This window comes from Cryobacterium sp. TMT2-4, assembly GCF_004402575.1.
Taxonomy (GTDB): Bacteria; Actinomycetota; Actinomycetes; order Actinomycetales; family Microbacteriaceae; genus Cryobacterium; species Cryobacterium sandaracinum.
In genome coordinates, this window is record NZ_SOGE01000015.1 from 1 (window position 1) to 18,331 (window position 18,331).

The window sequence follows — 18,331 nt, forward strand, 5'->3', positions numbered from 1 at the left end:
ACGCCCTCATCGCCCTCGCCATGCTCAGCCTCGGCGGCCACAAACCAGTGCTCCCCGGCCGGGTTTAACCCACAGAAGCAGCAGGAGAGCCGAGATTTTGCCCAAAACAGCCCGAAATACTTTGCAAAAGCAGTCTTAAACGAGATTCTCCGTCGAATTCGTTCGACGCTGTGAGCGATGCAACCGATCGATCCGGACTCACTCAGCCGGCCCCTCCCCAACCCGGCCGGCCGTCATCCCGGGACCGATGCCGGCGCGCGCGGTGGCGCCTGCCCCGGAGTGATGGACTGATGCGGTGATCCGAGCCGATGTCCCGCTGACCCTCCCCACCCGCCCGGCCGACCTGCCGCCGCCTGGCTTCCCACTCATCGCGAGCGTGGCGCCGCTGGCCGCGGCCGGGGCAATCTGGCTGATCACGGGCTCAGCTTTCGTGCTGATCTTCGCGGTGCTCGGCCCGGTCATCGCCGTGGCCGGCATGCTCGACGCGCGGCGCACGGGCCGCCGCACCCGGCGTACCAACGCTCTCGACCAGGGGCAGGCACTGGCGACACTGCGGGCCGAGGTGGCCCTGCGCCATGAGGAGCTGCTTCGCGCGCACTGGCGGCGCACGCCCTCGGCCAACAGCATCGTCGCCGCCCCGCACGCCGCCATCCGTTGGACCGGTTCGGGAGCAGACGTGAGCCTGGGCTCCGGTGCGGTGCCCAGCGGGCTACGCCTCGACGGTGGCGCCGCTTCCGACGAGCATCGCGACGTGCGCGACTGGGCGGCCACGCTCACCGAGGCACCGATCGACGCTGATGCCGGCGGTGGTATCGGCATCGTCGGACCGCTGTCGCTCGGGCAGGCGCTGGCCCGCGGGCTGCTGGTGCAGCTGGCCTGCTCCTTGGCTCCAGACCAGGTCGGACTCACCGTGCCTGATCGCGGTTGGGAATGGGCGGTCGCCCTCCCGCATGACACCGGGCAGTCCTGCGCCCGCCGCCTCGTGATCTGCCAGGCGCCGTCGGGCGGGGCACCCCTGGGCGGGGCACCCAAAGGGTCGGGGTTGGTCGTCGCCCTGGCCGGCACTCTTGCCGAATTGCCGTGGGGCTGCGACACCATCGTGCGGGTGCAGGGTCCCGGCCGGGCTGAGGTGCTGCGCTCCAGCGTGCACGCCTGGGGGAGTGGCTTCCGGCCCGAGCTGATTACCGTCGAACAGGCGATCGTGGTCGCCCGCGTGCTAAGCGCCCGGGCCTCGGCGGCTGGATTGGTCCAGAATGCGCGGCGAGTCCCCGCATCCGTTGCCCTTGGTGAGCTCTCTGGCTTCCAGCCCGGGTATCGGGCACCGCATGGGCAGCCCCAATCGCCGAACCTCCGTTGCGTCATCGGGGTGGGAGAAGCGGGGGAGGTGTCGCTCGACCTGGTCGGGGCAGGGCCGCACGCGGTCGTCGGCGGCACGACCGGCAGCGGCAAAAGCGAACTGCTGGTGACCTGGGTGGCGGCGATGGCGGCGGCGGCCGGCCCCGACGAGGTGACGTTCCTCCTGGTCGATTTCAAGGGTGGGGCCGCGTTCGCCCCGCTCTGCGCCCTTCCCCACTGCGTGGGTTTGATCACCGACCTGGACGTGCACCAGGCCGCCCGGGCGCTGGCCAGCCTGGCCGCCGAGCTGCGGTATCGCGAACGCGTACTCGGGCGTGCCGGCGCGCGTGACATCGTGGACCTGCGGAGGCAGGATGCCGGCGGGGCGCTTCCGCGGCTCGTGATCGTGGTCGACGAATTCGCGACCATGCTCACCGCATTCCCCGACCTGCACGCTCTGTTCGTCGACATAGCCGCGCGGGGCCGGTCGCTGGGCGTGCACCTGATCCTCTGCACCCAGCGGCCCACCGGTGTGGTGCGTGACGCCCTGCTCGCCAACTGCACGCTGCGGGTGTCGCTGCGGGTGAACAACCGCGCCGACAGCGTGGCGGTGCTGGGCACGGATGCGGCCGCGGCCCTCGGCGCGGACCAAGCCGGCCGCTGCCTGATCGCCGCGGACTCCTCGGGGCCCGTGCTCTGCCAGGTGGCGACGACCTCGCCGCGCGAGATCCGCTCCCTCGCAGTCGCGGATGCCGATGCGCCGAACCCTCGGCGCCCCTGGCTCGACCTGCTGCCTCAGACGGTAAGCCGCGAGGACCTCCTCGCCCTCGTCGCGGGCGGAACGGCGGCCGACGAGAGTGCGTTCGGCGGCGCCGCGGTGGCGGCCGGGCACGACCGTGCCGTTCCCGACGCTCGTGCCGCGCCCGGCGGTCTGCTGGGCTTGCTCGACGAGCCGGAACTGCAGCGCTACCGGGTGGCCCGCTACGAGCCGATCGCCGAGGGCAGCCTGCTCGTGATCGGCGGTCCCCGCTCGGGCAAGTCAACTGCGCTTGCGTCGGTCGCGGCGGGGTTCGCGCCCTTTGGAGATGCCGTGCTGCTCGGAGCGGACGTCGAGGCGGTGTGGGACTGCCTCGTCAAGGCGCGCCAATGCCTCGACGCCGGCGGGAGTCCGGCTGCCAGGCTGCTGCTTCTCGACGACTTCGATAGCGTGCATGCCCGCTGGGACCAGGAGCACCGTCCGGCGGCCCTCGAACTGCTCGCCGGGCTGCTCCGCGACGGCGCGGAGGGCGGCCTGCGGATCGTCATCGCCGCGCAAAGGCTCACCGGATCGCTGCAGTCCCTGCCTGCCCTGTGTCAGAGACGGCTGGTGCTGCGCCTGCCCGATGTCGCCGAGCACGTCGCGGCCGGAGGAGTGGCTGCCCTGTTCGACGACCGCCTTCCGCCCGGCGGCGGGAGCTGGCAGGACCATCGCATCCAGCTCCTCGCGCCGGAGCAGAGCGGTGCAATCCCGGATGTCGCGGCGCAGCGGGACATCGAGCCACGCACGGATGCCGCCGCGCTCCTGGGGCGGCCCGGGCAGACCCTTCTCGTCGTGTCGGACTCGCCGTCCCGCTCGGCCGCAGTGCTGGGAACGGTCCCCGGCGCGCGGGTCGTCGACCTCGCGGCGGTGTCCCACGGCGAGCTGGCGGAGGCCGCGCAGGCAGGCGCATCGCTCCGGCTGAGCGAGTCACAATCAGGCACCGCCTTCGTCGGAGACGTGGACGCGTGGCAGGCGCAGTGGTCCCTGCTGGGTGCCCTGCGCCCGCACGCGGACCTGGTCTTCGACGGCTGCAGCCTGGCCGACTACCGGGCCATCAGCCGACGCCGGGACCTGCCTCCGCCGTTGGCACCCAACCGAGGTCGGGTGTGGGTACTGCGCCCGGACGGCGCCGTGCACCGGGCCACGCTGCGGGCCCAGGTCGTGTAGCCGCCGGCCGCGAAGTCCCGGGGCGAAGTCCCGCAGCACAGTCCCGCAGCACAGTTCAGCGGTGCCGGCCCCGCCGCCGTCCCGCCGTGGATCAGGCCAGCGCGTCCACCAGACCGCGGAGCGGCAGCGAGTGCGCACTCGCGACCGGGCCGCTGGTGATGAGGCCGCCGACCGTGGACAGGCCGAAAGCGAGCGCGGCATCCGTTCGGAGCGCGTCCTTCCAGCCTCGGTTCGCGATCAGCCGAACATAGGGAAGCGTGGCGTTGGTGAGCGCATAGGTGGACGTGCTCGGCACGGCCCCGGGCATGTTCGCCACGCAGTAGAACAGGGACTGATGCACAGTGAACGTCGGATCGGCGTGCGTCGTCGGGTGGGAGTCGGCGAAGCAGCCGCCCTGATCCACAGCGATGTCCACGAGCACGCTGCCCGGCTTCATCCGGGACACGAGCTCGTTGCTGACCAGCTTGGGGGCCCTGGCCCCGGGGATCAGGACCGATCCGATCACCAGGTCGGACAACACCAGCGCCCGGTCGATCTCGTAGCTGTTCGAGGCGATGGTCTGCACCCGCCCGTAGTACAGCGCGTCGATTTCGCGCAGGCGGAACAGGTTGGTGTCGAGCACGGTCACCTGGGCGCCGAGCCCGAGGGCGACCTGCATGGCTGCCGTGCCGGCCACACCGCCGCCGAGCACGGTGACCCGAGCCGGATGCGTTCCGGGCACCCCGGGCACGAGCAGGCCCGGTCCGCCGTTGGGCTTGAGCATCGCGTTGGCGCCGACGATGGGTGCCAGGCGGCCCGCAACCTCGCTCATCGGCGCGAGCAGCGGCAGCGCCCGCGTCGGCAGCTGCACGGTCTCGTAGGCGATCGAGGTGACACCGCCCTCCAGCAGCGCACGGGTCAGGGCTGGTTCCGCGGCCAGGTGCAGGTAGGTGAACAGCAGCAGATCGGGGCGAAAATAACCGTACTCGCTGGCCACGGGCTCCTTCACCTTGAGCAGCAGGTCGGCGGCAGCCCAGGTTGACGCGGCATCCGGCATGATCGTCGCGCCCGCCGCCGCATAGCTCTCGTCGCTGAGCCCGGAGCCGAGCCCGGCCCCCGTTTCGATCAACACCTCGTGCCCGTGCGCCACGAGGTCGTGTACGCCGGCCGGGGTGATCGCCACCCGGAACTCGTTGTTCTTGATTTCTGCCGGAACTGCGACCTTCATGGCGCTCCCTTGTCTACCGAATTCGACGGAGATTTTGATTCAAAAACCGTTTTTGGGGCCAAAAACGGCCTTTATGGTGAAAATCTCCGTCAAATTGGTTCAAACCCTCAGCGGTGGACCTCCGGGCGGTGGACCACTCTGGCCTGAGCGAAATCCTACCGCCGCCGAACAGCTCATTTCGATTGAGAGTGTCGCCATAGAGTGCTGATTTCGTGCGTGATCTGACCAGAAATTAACGATTCGGTCACTCTTGGGTGCGCAGGGGGCGCTCCTGTGCAAGTATCTAGCAACTCGCAATGAAAGCTGTGAGAGCTCATCCGCTGAGAAGTGCAAGGAGACCCGACCATGAAGCCCAGGCCGTTGCCCGCAGATCCCATGATCGCTCAGCTGGTCCGTCAGGCCCGGGCGACCACGATGGGGCGCCGCGCTCTGCTCGCCGGAGCCGGTGGAGGGGCCGCAGCCCTGGCGCTCGCCGCATGCTCGACCGGAGGGGCCACGAAGCCCACCGCCGCCCCCGACGAGTCCGACAGCAGCAAGCTCGTGCGCTGGGACAACTGGGCGCTCTACATCGACGTCGATGACGCCGGCGACTACCCCACACTGGATGCGTTCACGACCGAAACCGGCATCAAGGTCGAGTACACCGAGGCCGTCGACGACAACAACACCTACTACGGCAAGGTCAAGGACCAGCTCGCCCTCGGCCAGGACATCGGCGCCGACACCGTCTGCCTGACCGACTGGATGGTCGGCCGTTGGATCCGGTTCGGCTACACCCAGGAACTCGACCAGGCCAACATCCCCAACTTGAAAAACCTGCTCCCGTCCCTGAAAGACGTGGGCTTCGACCCCGGCCGCAAGATGAGCGTGCCGTGGCAGGGCGGGTTCGCCGGCATCTGCTGGAACAAGGAGAAACTTCCGAACGGCATCGCCTCGGTCGAGGACCTGTGGAGCTCCGACCTCAAGGGCCGGGTCGGCGTTCTGTCCGAGATGCGCGACACCATGGGACTGATCATGCTCGACATGGGTGTCGACATCGCGGGCGACTGGGGCGACGACGAGTTCTTCGCCGCGATCGACGTGCTGGAGAAACAGGTCGGCGACGGCCAGGTTCGCAACATCAAGGGCAATGCGTACAAGGAAGACCTCATCAACGAGGACACCCTCGCCGCCATCGTCTGGTCCGGCGACATCGTGCAGCTCAACGCCGAGAACGGGGACAAATGGGAGTTTGTGGTCCCCGACAAGGGCGGCACCCTCTGGAACGACAACTTTCTGGTGCCGATCGGCTCCACGCACAAGAAGAATGTCGAGAAACTCATCGACTACTACTACGACCCGGCCGTCGCCGCCGAGGTCGCCGCCTACGTGAACTACATCACCCCCGTCGCCGGCGCCAAGGAAGCCGCGATGGCGATCGACCCCGAGCTCGCGAACAACCAGCTGATCTTCCCGGACGACACGACCCTGGCCAAGGCTCGCGTCTTCCGCACCCTGACCGGCGCGGAGGAGCAAAAGTACGACGCCGCCTTCCAGGGCATCCTGCTGGGCTCGTAGGGATGGCCAACGGAGAATTCGCCAGCGCGGGGGCCGACCTGGAGCTGGTGGGTATCCAGAAGAGGTTCCCGGGCTTCACCGCTATCGAGCATCTCGACCTGAAGATCCCCGCGGGGTCGTTCTTCGCGCTGCTCGGCCCGTCCGGCTGCGGCAAGACCACGACCCTGCGCTTGGTGGCCGGCCTCGAGGAACCGACGGCCGGGCGCATCCTGATCGGGGGCACGGATGTGACGAACCAGAAATCCTTCCAGCGTCCGGTCAACACGGTGTTCCAGAGTTATGCCCTCTTCCCGCACATGACAGTGTTGGAGAACGTCGCCTTCGGGCTGCGCCGCCGGCGGATGGACGACCCGGTCGCCAAGGCTCACGAGGCGCTCCGCCTGGTGGAACTGGACCACCTCGCCGCCCGCCGCCCGCAACAGCTCTCCGGCGGACAGCAGCAGCGCGTGGCCCTCGCCCGCGCGATCGTCAACCGGCCGGCCCTGTTGCTGCTCGACGAGCCCCTCGGCGCGCTCGACCTGAAGCTGCGGCGCCAGATGCAGCTCGAGCTCAAGACCATCCAAGAGGAGGTCGGCCTCACGTTTCTGCACGTCACCCACGACCAGGAGGAGGCCATGACCATGGCCGATACCGTCGCGGTCATGAACAAGGGCCGGATCGAGCAGATGGGCGCCCCCGAGGAACTCTACGAGCTGCCGCGCACGGCGTTCGTCGCTAACTTCCTCGGCCAGTCGAACCTGTTCACCGGCCCCGTGGTCGGTAGCACGAGCGAGGCCATCTCCGTGGCCGTGGCCGGCCAGAAAATCGTGGTTCCGGCGGCGCGCGCGCACCGGCACACCGGCGAGGTCACGATCGGCGTCCGCCCGGAGAAGCTGACCCTGCACGTGACCGAGCCCGTCGCCGACGTCGCCCGCAACCTGATGGGTCCCGGCCGGGTGATCGACGTCTCGTTCAGCGGGGTCAGCACCCAGTACCTGGTCGAGGTCGTCGGCGTCGGCACCCTCATCGTCTTCGCGCAGAACATGGCGTTCGGCCCCGTCGCCCATGAGGGGTCCGAGGTCTGGCTGGACTGGAACATCGAACACGGCTTCGGGCTCGAGGACGACGCCTCGGCGGAGCCCCGTTTCGAGGCGGACGACAGCACCCGGAGCATCGCGACCCAGAAACGCTCCTCCCTGCTCACGGAGCTTGAGGGAGCCTAGGGTGGCGTTCGCGGCATTCTCCACCAGCACCACCGCGCCCGAACCGGCGCCGCGCCGGAAGAGCCCGATCGCGCTGCTCCTGCTGTTGCCGGGCATCCTCTACCTGGTGCTGTTCTTTCTGGCCCCCCTCGTCTCGCTGCTGCTGACGTCGTTCCAGGCCCCCTCGGAATTCGGCGACGTCGGCCAGTACTCCTACGCCTTCCGCTGGGAGAACTACGTCGACGTGATCACGGCCTACTGGCCGCACATCATGCGCTCCTTCGGCTACGCGCTGATCGCCACGCTGCTCGCCCTGGTGTTCAGCTACCCGCTGGCGTACTTCATCGGCGTGAAGGCGCGGCCCTGGCCGTTGCTGCAGAGCCTCATGCTGGTGCTGGTGATCGCCCCGTTCTTCATCAGCTTCCTGCTGCGTACCCTGGCCTGGAAGCAGCTCCTGTCCGACGAGTCGTTCGTGATCACCTCGCTCAAGGCTCTGTCGTTGCTGGCACCGGATGCCCATTTCACGGGCACTGCTTTCGCCGTCATCTTCGGGCTCACCTACAACTTCATCCCGTTCATGACCCTGCCGCTCTACACGACGCTCGAACGGCTCGACCTGCGCTACCTCGAGGCCGGTAGCGACCTCTACGCGCATCCGTTCGACGTGTTCCGCAAGATCACGATCCCGCTGTCGATGCCCGGCATCGTGGCCGGAACCCTGCTGACCTTCATCCCGGCGGCCGGCGACTACATCAACGCGAGCCGGGACTTCCTCGGCGGACCGGACACCCAGATGATCGGTAACGTGATCGAGGCCAACTTCCTGGTGCTGCAGAATTATCCGGCGGCGGCCGCGCTGTCGATCATCCTGATGTCGGTGATCCTGGTGATCGTGAGCGTCTACGTCAAACGGTCGGGCACGGAGGAGCTGCTGTGAAAATCTCCCTGGGCAAGTGGTTGCTGCCGCTTTACACGGTGCTGGCGCTGATCTTCCTGATGGTGCCGATCGTCTACACGTTCGTGTTCTCGTTCAACGACTCGCTCAAGTCCAACATCACCTGGCGCGGGTTCACCTTCGACAAGTGGCTGAACGTGTGCCAAGTGCAGAACGGCGCCGTCTGCGAGGCGTTCGGCAACAGCATCCTGATCGGCGTGGTGGCCACGGTGGCCGCGACCACGCTCGGCACCATGATCGCGATCGCCCTCGTGCGGTACCGGTTCCGGTTCCGGTCGCAGACGAGCCTGCTCCTGTTCCTGCCGATGGCCACGCCGGAAGTCGTGCTCGGCGCCGGCCTGGCCGCGCAGTTCCTGTCGCTCGGCGTTCCGAAGGACATGTCCACGATCATTCTGGCTCACACTATGTTCTGCATCAGCTTCGTGGTGGTGACGGTCAAGGCGCGTGTCGCGAGCCTCGACCCCGCGCTCGAGGAGGCCGGCCGGGACCTCTACGGCTCGGCAACCCAGGTGTTCGCGCGGATCACCTTTCCGCTCCTGCTGCCCGGCATCCTGGCGGCCGCGCTGCTCTCCTTCGCGCTGAGCTTCGATGACTTCATCATCACCAACTTCAACTCCGGCGCCGTCACCACGTTCCCCAAGTACATCTACGTGTCCGCCGCCCGGGGGATCCCGGCCGAGGCGAACGTGATCGCGTCGGCGGTGTTCATTTTCGCCCTGGTGATCGTGGTCACCGCCCAGGTATCCCGGGCGGCCAAGGAGAAACGGCTGGCAAAACTGGGCTGACTCCCGGCCCACGCCCTACACGTAGCTGGCGCGGATCTCCCCGACCGGGAGCCCGCCGCCCAGCACCATCAGGTGCAGCTCGGGCAGAATGGCCTCGACGTCGCTGTGTGCGATCGCACCGGAGTCCGCGAGCAGACGCAGGGCCACGATGGTGGTTGCCCGCAGGCTGCCGTCGAGAATCTTGAGGGCGACCGTCGTGCCGTTGGCGGCGGAGGCGACGCAGATGCCCTCCGCGCCGGTCTTCACGAACAGTCCGAGGCGGTCGATCACGACCGTGTCGGGCATGCCGGGTCCGGCGATGACCCAGCCGTTCTGCCGTATTGCCTCGCCGAGGAAGCCGGCCTCGCGGTAGATCGCGAACGGCGAGTTTGACTTGGACGTGGCGATGCGGGCGATGCCGCGTGCCAAAGCGGTGAGGGACAGCGCGTGAACCGGCGCGCCACATCCGTCGATGCCCGACGCCGACGGCCGCTCGCCGGTGAAGCGCTCCACCACGTCGAGAATGCGCTTCTGCAACGGATGCGCCGGCTCCAAGTATCCAGACAGCGCCCAGCCGTTCTGCTGGCAGGCCACGAGCATCGCGGCGTGCTTGCCCGAGCAGTTCATGTAGATCGGGGCCTTGGCGGCCCCCAGTCGCACCAGGGCGTCGCGGGTGGGGGAGTCGTCCGGCCAGGCCGCCGGGCAGGCGAGCGCCGTCTCGGGGATGCCGGCGCGGGCGAGGAGCCCGCGCACGAGGTCGGCGTGGCGCTGCGTTCCGGTGTGGCTGGCGGTCGCGATGGCGGCGTCTTCCCCGCGCAGGGTGACCCCGCTGGCCATCACGGCGATGGCCTGGAAGGGCTTCATCGACGACCGCGGAAAGATCGGGGTGGTCACATCGCCGAGGGCGCGTAGGACCGCGCCCTCGCTGGTGAGCACGACCGCGCTGCCGGCATGCCTCGATTCGATGAAGCCGCTGCGCTCGACCACGGCCAGTTCGACCGCATCGGGGACGAAGAACGTCTGCCCGGCGTGGATTGGCACCTCGAATGTCGTTGTCACGGTGTGTGCTTCGCGCCTAAAGCGCGGCGATGGCGTCGTCGATGACCGAGAGGGCATCGTTCAGGAGGGCATCACTCACGGCCAGGCTCGGGAGGAAGCGCAGCACGTTGCCGTAGGTTCCGGCGGTGAGCAGCAACACGCCGTGCTGGGCGGCGTAGGCGGCGATGGAGGACACTGCGGCGGCGTTCGGCGCCTTCTCCGTGTCACCGGTGCCCGGCTGCACGAGTTCGATGGCGATCATGGCGCCGCGACCGCGGATCTCGCCGATGATGTCGTACTTCTCCTTGAGAGAACCGAGGCCGGCGCGCAGGGTGTTCTCGATACGCACACCCTCGGCGAGCAGATCGCCTCGCTCAATCGACTCGAAGACCGCTATGGCCGCTGCGCAGGAGACCGGGTTACCGCCGAAGGTTCCGCCGAGGCCGCCGGGCTGCGAGGAATCCATGATCTCGGCGCGGCCGGTGACGGCGGCCAGCGGCATGCCGCCGGCGATGCCCTTGGCGGTGAGCACGAGGTCGGGGGTCCAGCCGAAGTGCTCGCTGGCGTAGTACTTGCCGGTGCGGGCCATGCCGCTCTGGATCTCGTCTGCGATCATGACGACGCCGTTCGCGGTGCACCAGGTCTGCAGGGCGTTGAAGTAGCCCTCGGCCGGAACCATGAAGCCACCCTCACCCTGGATGGGCTCGACGACCAGGCAAGCCAGGTCGGTGGGTCCGACGACCTTCTCGAGGTACGCGATCGTGCGCGCCGCGGCATCCGCCCCGCTCAGACCGTCGTGATACGGGTAGGAGCTGGGGGCGTGGTAGACATCGCTGGCGAGGGGGCCGTAGCCGGTGGCGTAGGGCATGGCCTTGTAGTTCATGGCCATGGTCAGCACCGTGCGACCGTGGTAAGCGTGGTCGAGCACGGCGACGGCGCGGCGGCCGGTATGCTTGCGGGCGATCTTGACACCGTTCTCGACGGCCTCGGCGCCCGAGTTGATCAGCACCGACTTCTTCGGCCAGGAGCCGGGGGTGTGCTCGGCGAGAAGCTCGCAGACGCGCACATACTCCTCGTAGGGCGTGATGGTGAAGAGGGTGTGGATGAAGTCCTGGGTCTGTTCGACGGCGGCCGCGACCACGCTGGTCTCGGTGTGGCCGATCGTGGTCACACCGATGCCGGCGCCCAGGTCGATGAACTGGTTGCCGTCGACGTCGACGAGGATGGCGCCGTTCGCCTTGGCGATGTAGACGGGCAAAGCGGATGCGACGCCGCCGGAGACGACGGCGAGCCTGCGCTGCTGGAGTTCTTTCGAGCGCGGACCCGGGATCGCGGTCACGATCTTGCGTTCCTGCGGCACGGTGTAAACCAGTGCGGCGGGGGTGGACGGGGAGGTCGAAGGCGTCAGCGTGTCAGTCATGATCTGACCAGTTTACCGATCGATGCGACGGGAGGCGCGGCGAATTGCTGCGACAATCGGTTCCCTGGCCGTGTTACGGCCCGTTGTCGGCCGCGAATCGGCCCGCAGAGCCGCGCAAATCGAAGGAGGCGCCGTGATCGGTGCACACCACCACTACGCCGTGAACATCGCCTGGACAGGCAACCGAGGCACCGGCACGAGCAGCTACCGGGACTACGGCCGGGATCACCTGATCACCGCCCCCGGCAAGGAGCCGATAAGTGCATCGGCCGATCCGACCTTCCACGGGGACGCCGACCGTTGGAACCCGGAGGAACTGCTGCTGGCCGCCCTCAGCGAATGCCACCTGATGAGCTACCTGCACGTCGCCGTGAAGCACGGCGTGCAGGTCGTCGACTATACCGACGACGCGACCGGGTCGATGGCCCAGACGACGGATGGTGGCGGCCACTTCACCGAGGTGACCCTGCGACCGCGCGTCACGGTTGCCGACCCCGGCCAGGTCGAACTCGCGCAGTCCCTGCACGCGGAGGCCGCCGGCCTCTGTTTCATCGGCGCATCCGTGAACTTCCCCGTCATTCACCAGCCGCAGACGGTGGCGCTCGCCGATACTGAGGTGTGACGCCGACCCGGTCACCGCAACGTGCGGTCGGTGGCCGTGCTCCCTGCGGCGGCGATCAGACGGCTTCCGCCGCACGCTCGCCGCCACCTACCCGGGGTTCTATCGGTGCTACGGGCCGGACAAGGCGGCGAGGGTTTCCTCGATAACGGAGGCGGCATCGTCGATCAGCGCCTCGGAGATGACGACCGACGGCATGATGCGCAGCACCGAGTCCCAGCTGCCGGCATCCAGCACGATGACGCCGTTGGTGGTCGCGTGCTTGATGATCGCGGTGAGAGCCTCGGGGTACGGTGTGTTCGTGCCCGGGTGAACGAGCTCCACCCCGAACATCGCACCCTTGCCGCGCACGTCGCCCACGACCGCGAACCGCTTCGGCCAGTCGCCGATGCGTGCCCAGAGGGCCTTCTCGACGCGCCGCGCCTCGCCGAGGAGGTCGTCTCGCTCGATCAGGTCGAAGACGGCGAGGGCGGCCGCGGTCGAGACCGGGTTGCCGCCGAAGGTTCCGCCGATGCCGCCGGGCTGCACAGAGTCCATGATGTCGGCGCGGCCGGTGACGGCGGCGAGCGGGAATCCGCCGGCGATGCCCTTGGCGGTGGTGACGAGGTCCGGCACCACGTTGTGGTGCTCGATGCCGTACCAGGCGCCGGTGCGGGCGATGCCGGCCTGGATCTCGTCGGAGACGAAGACGATGCCGTGCTCGGTGCAGAATTCGCTCAGGCGCTTGAAGAATCCGGGGGCGGGGATGACGATGCCGCCGTCGCCCTGGATCGGCTCGATGAAGAAGGCCGCGATCTCGGTGGCGCCGATGTGGGTGTTGATGTAGTCGATGGTCTTCTCGGCGGCTTCTTCGCCGGTCAGGCCGTCACGGTAGGGGTAGCTGGTCGGCACGCTGTAGATCTCGCCGGGGAACGGTCCCATTCCGGCGCGCTCGGGCCAGGGGCGGTAAGTCATCGCCATGGTCAGGTTGGTGCGACCGTGGAACGCGTGGTCGAGCGCAACGATGGCGCGCCGGCCGGTGAACTTGCGGGCGATCTTCACGGCGTTCTCGACGGCTTCCGCGCCGGTGTTCACCAGGATGGAGCGCTTCTCGAAGTCGCCGGGGGTGATCTCGGCGAGCTTCTCCGCGACGGCCACGTAGTTCTCGTACGGGGTGACGGTGAACAGGGTGTGGGTGAGCTTGGCGGCCTGCGCCGCGGCGGCCGCGGCCACCTCGTCGTTCGCGTGACCGATGGTGGTCACGCCGATGCCGCAGCCGAGGTCGATGATCTGGTTGCCGTCGACGTCGACGAGGATCGCTCCCGCTCCGTGATCCATATAGATGTTCGCCAGCGTGCCCGCACCGCGGGAAACCGCGCGCAGGCGGCGTTCCTGCAATTCGACCGACTTGGGGCCGGGAAGGGCGGTGACGAGCTTGCGCTCCTGGGGTACCGAATACGTGTCAGACATGACCCCAGCTTAGGTCGCGCCCGTTTCCGCGGTGTTTCCGGGCGACGGATGCTCGGCTCGGCCGGTCCGAAAGCGGCTAGACGCGTTCGCGCGGGAAGACCCGGTCGGCGATCTTTTGCAGGGTTCCCGAGGGCGGCGACTCGTTGTACCGGCCGGCCAATTCCTGACGGGACAGGGCGTGGATCGCGGCCATGATCTCGTCGGTCGCGCCGCGCCGTGCCTTGCCGGACTCGGCGGAACCGTGGCGGCTCAGGTCGAGGGGCTCGCCAAAGGTGACCGTGACCTTGCGGATGCGCGGGAATTTCGCTCCCACCGGCTGGATCTCCTGTGTGCCGATCAGCCCGACCGGAACCACGACGGCCCCCGTGGTGAGGGCGAGCCATGCCACGCCCGTGCGGCCCTTGTACAGGCGGCCGTCGAGGGAACGGGTTCCCTCCGGGTAGATCGCGAACGCGCTGTCGGATTCGAGGATGTTGCGGCCGGCGTCGAGAGCGTCCTGGGCGGCCTGCCCCGCGCCGCGTTCGACCCCGACCGCTCCGATCGAGGTGAAGAAGGTGCGCGAGACGAAACCCGTGAACCCGGTGCCGGTGAAGTAGGTGGACTTGGCCAGGAACTGCACGCGCCGAGGTGCGACCAGCGGAATCACGATGCTGTCGATGAACGACAGGTGGTTGCTGGCCAGGATGACGCGGCCGCTGCGCGGGATGTTATCCCGGCCGATGATGGTGGGGCGGAATACCAGCCGGGCGATCGGCGCCATGATGCCGTAACCGAGAAAGTAGACGAATCCGGGGCGCTTCGTGCGCTCCGATTCCTCCGCCGACAGGTCGACGGGAGTTGCATCCTGGGAATCTTCTTTGGAACCGGTCATCCTTGGACCCTACCGCCACGGCCCGCCCCGCCACGAAAGGCGGCGGCGCCACCTAAAATTGCAGGATGCGCAGACGAGTTGTAATTCTCGGGTCGACCGGCTCGATCGGAACCCAGGCCCTCGATGTGATCAAGGCCAACCCCACCCGGTTCGAGGTGGTCGGGCTCTCCGCCGGCAACAACAGGACGATGCTCGAGGCGCAGGCCGCCGAGTTCGAGGTCGAGCACACGGCGCTCGGCGCGGACGAGGCCGAAGAGCTCGTGCGCGACGTCGAGGCCGACGTGGTGCTCAACGGCATCACGGGCTCGGTGGGCCTCGGGCCGACTCTCGCCGCCCTGCGAGCCGGTCGCACGCTGGCCCTGGCCAACAAGGAATCGCTCATCGTCGGCGGCGACCTGGTGAAGTCGCTGGCGGCGCCGGGACAGATCGTGCCCGTCGACTCCGAGCACTCCGCCATCGCGCAGGCGCTCCGCTCGGGAACGGCCGGCGAGGTGCGACGCCTGGTGCTGACGGCATCCGGGGGCCCGTTCCGTGGCCGACGACGCGGGCAGCTCGCCGACGTCACGCCGGCCGAGGCGCTCGCGCACCCTACCTGGGAGATGGGGCTCGTCGTCACGACCAACTCGTCCACCCTCGTCAACAAGGGCCTCGAGGTGATCGAAGCGCACCTGCTCTTCGACGTGGAATACGAGCGCATCGATGTGGTCGTGCACCCGCAGTCCGTCGTGCACTCCATGGTGGAATTCATCGACGGATCGACGATCGCCCAGGCGTCCCCGCCGGATATGCGTCTGCCGATCTCGCTCGGGCTGGACTGGCCGAACCGCGTCGCGGCGGTCGGCACCCCGATCGACTGGACCATCCCGCAGGACTGGACCTTCGAGCCCCTCGACACGACGGCTTTCCCGGCCGTCGACCTGGCCAAGCAGGTCGGGCGCGCGGGCGGCACCTACCCCGCGGTGTTCAACGCGGCGAACGAGCAGGCCGTGGCAGCTTTCCACGCCGGCACCATCGGGTTTCTGGACATCGTCGACACCATCCAGCGTGTCGTCGAACGGCACGAGCAGGACGGCCCGCTCACACGCGAGTCGCTCGTCGGCGCCGAGGCGTGGGCCCGCGCCGCGGCGGACAAGCTCCTCGCCCGCTGAGAAAGCCGGCCACGCAGCTTAGGCCGTGTCGCCTGAGCTGCGGTAACTGTCCGCGGTGGCGGCGAGGGCATCCGGCCACGGGGTCTTGCCGACGCCGAGCTCGCGCTCGGTTTCGGCGGAATCGATGATGTACGGCACCCTGAGCTGATAGCTCGAGGCCCAGATCTCGTGCATCATCGGGTTCAGCGCGCCGAGCGATTTGAGCAGCCACTGCGGGTAGCCCGCCACCGTGCCGTGCGTGCCGTAGCGGCGGTTGAGCTGGGCGGCGATGTCGTCACGGGTGATGGCCGTGCTCGGCACATGCCAGAGGCGGCCCCAGTCGCCCCGGTAGTCGGCGGCGGCCACGAGAGTTGTCACGATGTCGGGCAGGTAGCTCCAGCTGTGCACGCGCCCGGGCCGGCCCACGACCCGGGCGGTCTTCGATTCCAGGATGGCTCTGAAGAACCGGTCGTCGAGATGCGCAGTGCCGACGACGCCCGGCCCGAAATAATCGCTCGCCCGCACCTCGACGGCCCGAATCTCGCCGCGGTCGTGCGCGTCCCTCACCCGGTGCCAGAGCTCCTTGCGCACGAGCCCCTTCGTCTCGGTGGTCGTTTCCGGCGAATGCTCGGTCATCGGCCCGGTCGGAGACCCGTACGGGTAGAGATTGCCCATCATCACCAGGCGGGCGCCGGTGACGGATGCCGCCGTCAGCGCCGCGTCGATGACCGGCGGCCACTGGGTGGGCCAGTCGGTGTACCGCGGGTTGATGCACAGAAAGATCGTCGACATGCCGGTTGCCGCCCGGGTGAAGGTCTGGGCGTCGCTCGCGTTCAGCACGACAGATTCTACCCCGGGTGCCGCCGCGCCGGAGCGTGTTCCGACGGTCACCTGGTCTCCTCGAATCATCAGACGCTCGGCGAGCGGTCGTCCGACCATGCCGGCGCCGACGATCAGTTGCTGGGGCATGTATCCTCCTGAATTGAGGCCGACGCTAGTCCTCGTCGTCGCAGCCGTCGTCGTTCTTCTTGCATTTACCGTCGTCCTTGTCGTTGCCGTTGTCAACGGACGTCGGGCTCGGGGCTGGAACCGGGGCCACGGTCGGCTCCGGCTTGCTCGCCTCGATCGCGGCGGTCAGGTCCGCGGACACCAGGTTGAGGGCTGACTGGATGTCGGCAGCACGGGCGGCGCTCACCCCGTCCGCCGCGGCCGCGGTCAGCAGGTCGGCCTGGACGGCCTCGAGCGAGGCCTGGGCGGCCTCGAAGTCGCCGGCCGCGGCGGCCGCTGTGACGTTCCGCACACCGGCCTGCAACTCGGTTGCGGTGCTCTGCTGCAGGTCGGGAGGTGTGCTCCCGCACCCGGTCAGGGTGGACGCGACGAGCGTGACCGCGGCCAGTGCGAGTGTTAGGCGGGCCCGAGGCATCATGGCGTCACGCTTTCCTGGAGTCGCTTCAGATTGGTGCCGAGGGAGCCGTCGACGGCCGGGTAGGTAGCGGCGGGCGTGGCCGGTTCAGCCACCCGCGGGGTGAAGACCACCACGGCGAGCAGAATGAGCGCGGCCAGGACTCCGAGCGAGGCGAGCACTCGGGGCCGGCGCCACGCGGGAGCGATGGTGGTGCCACGGGCGCTACCCGGGGACCGTTCCGCCGCGCGGCCCGGTGAGCGGGCCGGAGCGCCGGCCGGCGTCAGAAACTCGGTGGGGGAATCCGCGCCGGGTTTCGGGGCAGTGATGACCTTCGTGACGGCCAGAACCGCAGTCGGCTCGAGGGTCGCGGCCCTGAGGGCCGCGGTGGGCTCGAGGGTTTCGGTGGCGCCCAGGACGGCAGTGGGCTCCAACAGCTCGTTGGCGCCCAGATCGGCGGTGGGTTCCAGAAGCTCGGTGGCCCCCGGAGCCCCCATTGCCACGGTGACTGCGGTGACATCGGCGACGTTCTCCCCGCTGACCAGGCGTCGCAGCTGCACGGCTGCGTCACCCGCGCTGAGTCGGTCGGCCGGCTCGCGGATGGTCATGCCGCCCAGAACAGCGGCCCAGCGCTGGCCGAGATGGGCCGGGATGTGCGGCTGCCGCTGCAGCCTGGCCATTGCCGATTCGATCGCCGTTCCGGTGAAGGCGCGCTCGCCAGTGAGGCATTCGAGCAGCACGAGTCCGAGCGAGTAGACGTCGCTGGGCGGGCCGATGGTGTTGCCGAGTGCCTGTTCGGGGCTGAGGTAGCCGGCCGTGCCGAGCAGAGACCCGGTCGCCGTGAGGCGGGTCGCGTCGAAGAGACGGGCAATGCCGAAGTCGGCGAGTTTGGCATGCATGGCGCGGCCGGGGAAGCCCGACGGTGCGAGCAGCACGTTCGCGGGCTTGATGTCGCGGTGGATGATGCCCCGCGCGTGCACGTAGTGCAGCGCCTCCGCGAGGTCGGCGCCCATGGCTGCCACCTCGTCGGGGTGCAGGGCCCCGTCGGCGATCTTGCTGCGCAGGTCCGTGCCGTCCACGAGCTCCATCACGATGTAAGTGCGCGAGACTCCGTCGATCACGGCCGTGCCGGCGTCGAACAGGGTGACCAGGGCGAAGTGGTTGAGGCTCGCGAGCACCGTGACCTCGCCGCTCTGGCGCTCGGGCCCGGCGTCGTCGGCCGTGTCGAGACGGAACAGCTTCACGGCGACCGTACGCCCCAGAAAGAGGTCGGTGGCCCGGTAAACGGATGCCATCCCGCCCGTTCCGAGCAGAGCGTCGATACGAAAACGGTCGGCCAGGCTGATGCCGATGGGACCGACGGCGTGTGGCTTGGACAGAGGGAACCTCCTCGTGGATCCGTAAAGTCAAGCAAACCACACCTTGCAGGGGGAACAGCCA

The 18,331-nt window shown here is 68.6% G+C and carries 15 protein-coding genes; 7 read left to right on the top strand and 8 right to left on the bottom strand.

Going from position 1 to position 18,331, the window contains the following annotated elements; all coding sequences use genetic code 11:
- Positions 1 to 295: 295 nt before the first annotated feature.
- On the top strand, positions 296 to 3,301 hold the full coding sequence (locus tag E3O54_RS04740; RefSeq protein ID WP_134401049.1) for an FtsK/SpoIIIE domain-containing protein: 3,006 nt from the start codon (positions 296 to 298) through the stop codon (positions 3,299 to 3,301).
- A gap of 91 nt (positions 3,302 to 3,392) precedes the next feature.
- Here the strand turns inward: E3O54_RS04740 and ald are convergent, their stop codons facing one another.
- A complete protein-coding gene (ald, locus tag E3O54_RS04745; protein WP_104100281.1) occupies positions 3,393 to 4,508 on the bottom strand; it encodes an alanine dehydrogenase in 1,116 nt (371 codons plus the stop codon).
- Positions 4,509 to 4,853: 345 nt separating this feature from the next.
- Between ald and E3O54_RS04750 the strand changes: the two genes are divergently transcribed.
- The 4 genes from E3O54_RS04750 to E3O54_RS04765 are packed head-to-tail and all read left to right on the top strand — an operon-like array spanning position 4,854 to position 8,986.
- Positions 4,854 to 6,065 (top strand): spermidine/putrescine ABC transporter substrate-binding protein, encoded by a 1,212-nt coding sequence (locus tag E3O54_RS04750; RefSeq protein WP_104100280.1) that lies wholly within the window; start codon positions 4,854 to 4,856, stop codon positions 6,063 to 6,065.
- A gap of 2 nt (positions 6,066 to 6,067) precedes the next feature.
- Positions 6,068 to 7,267 (top strand): ABC transporter ATP-binding protein, encoded by a 1,200-nt coding sequence (locus E3O54_RS04755; RefSeq protein WP_134343311.1) that lies wholly within the window; start codon positions 6,068 to 6,070, stop codon positions 7,265 to 7,267.
- A 1-nt stretch (position 7,268) separates the two neighbouring features.
- Positions 7,269 to 8,183, top strand: a complete 915-nt coding sequence (locus E3O54_RS04760) for an ABC transporter permease (RefSeq protein ID WP_104100278.1) — start codon at positions 7,269 to 7,271, stop codon at positions 8,181 to 8,183.
- On the top strand, positions 8,180 to 8,986 hold the full coding sequence (locus E3O54_RS04765; RefSeq protein ID WP_174720187.1) for an ABC transporter permease: 807 nt from the start codon (positions 8,180 to 8,182) through the stop codon (positions 8,984 to 8,986). Before E3O54_RS04760 ends, E3O54_RS04765 begins: the two co-directional genes overlap by 4 nt.
- 15 nt (positions 8,987 to 9,001) lie before the next feature.
- Here the strand turns inward: E3O54_RS04765 and E3O54_RS04770 are convergent, their stop codons facing one another.
- Together E3O54_RS04770 and gabT are read right to left on the bottom strand one after the other, a co-directional pair.
- Complete coding sequence (locus tag E3O54_RS04770) at positions 9,002 to 10,024, bottom strand: asparaginase (protein WP_233191307.1); 1,023 nt, start codon at positions 10,022 to 10,024, stop codon at positions 9,002 to 9,004.
- A gap of 16 nt (positions 10,025 to 10,040) precedes the next feature.
- Complete coding sequence (gene gabT, locus E3O54_RS04775; RefSeq protein ID WP_104100276.1) at positions 10,041 to 11,423, bottom strand: 4-aminobutyrate--2-oxoglutarate transaminase; 1,383 nt, start codon at positions 11,421 to 11,423, stop codon at positions 10,041 to 10,043.
- 136 nt (positions 11,424 to 11,559) lie between these two features.
- On the opposite strand from gabT, the gene E3O54_RS04780 reads away from it, so the two are divergent.
- Positions 11,560 to 12,045 carry an OsmC family protein gene (locus tag E3O54_RS04780; RefSeq protein WP_104100294.1) on the top strand — a complete coding sequence of 162 codons (486 nt, stop codon included), beginning with the start codon at positions 11,560 to 11,562 and terminating at the stop codon, positions 12,043 to 12,045.
- Positions 12,046 to 12,153: 108 nt separating this feature from the next.
- On the opposite strand, the gene E3O54_RS04785 is transcribed toward E3O54_RS04780, so the two are convergent.
- Together E3O54_RS04785 and E3O54_RS04790 are read right to left on the bottom strand one after the other, a co-directional pair.
- The gene (locus E3O54_RS04785) at positions 12,154 to 13,491 is read right to left on the bottom strand and encodes an aminotransferase class III-fold pyridoxal phosphate-dependent enzyme (protein WP_104100275.1); all 1,338 of its coding nucleotides are present in this window, start codon (positions 13,489 to 13,491) and stop codon (positions 12,154 to 12,156) included.
- 76 nt (positions 13,492 to 13,567) lie between these two features.
- Positions 13,568 to 14,362, bottom strand: a complete 795-nt coding sequence (locus E3O54_RS04790) for a 1-acyl-sn-glycerol-3-phosphate acyltransferase (RefSeq protein ID WP_104100274.1) — start codon at positions 14,360 to 14,362, stop codon at positions 13,568 to 13,570.
- A 65-nt stretch (positions 14,363 to 14,427) separates the two neighbouring features.
- On the opposite strand from E3O54_RS04790, the gene dxr reads away from it, so the two are divergent.
- A complete protein-coding gene (dxr, locus tag E3O54_RS04795) occupies positions 14,428 to 15,510 on the top strand; it encodes a 1-deoxy-D-xylulose-5-phosphate reductoisomerase (RefSeq protein WP_104100273.1) in 1,083 nt (360 codons plus the stop codon).
- Between the two features lie 18 nt (positions 15,511 to 15,528).
- On the opposite strand, the gene E3O54_RS04800 is transcribed toward dxr, so the two are convergent.
- The 3 genes from E3O54_RS04800 to E3O54_RS04810 are packed head-to-tail and all read right to left on the bottom strand — an operon-like array spanning position 15,529 to position 18,270.
- On the bottom strand, positions 15,529 to 16,458 hold the full coding sequence (locus E3O54_RS04800) for a hypothetical protein (RefSeq protein ID WP_104100272.1): 930 nt from the start codon (positions 16,456 to 16,458) through the stop codon (positions 15,529 to 15,531).
- A gap of 25 nt (positions 16,459 to 16,483) precedes the next feature.
- A complete protein-coding gene (locus tag E3O54_RS04805) occupies positions 16,484 to 16,915 on the bottom strand; it encodes a hypothetical protein (protein ID WP_104100271.1) in 432 nt (143 codons plus the stop codon).
- Positions 16,912 to 18,270 (bottom strand): serine/threonine-protein kinase, encoded by a 1,359-nt coding sequence (locus tag E3O54_RS04810; RefSeq protein WP_347232583.1) that lies wholly within the window; start codon positions 18,268 to 18,270, stop codon positions 16,912 to 16,914. The genes E3O54_RS04805 and E3O54_RS04810 overlap by 4 nt, the downstream gene beginning before the upstream one ends.
- Positions 18,271 to 18,331: the final 61 nt, after the last annotated feature.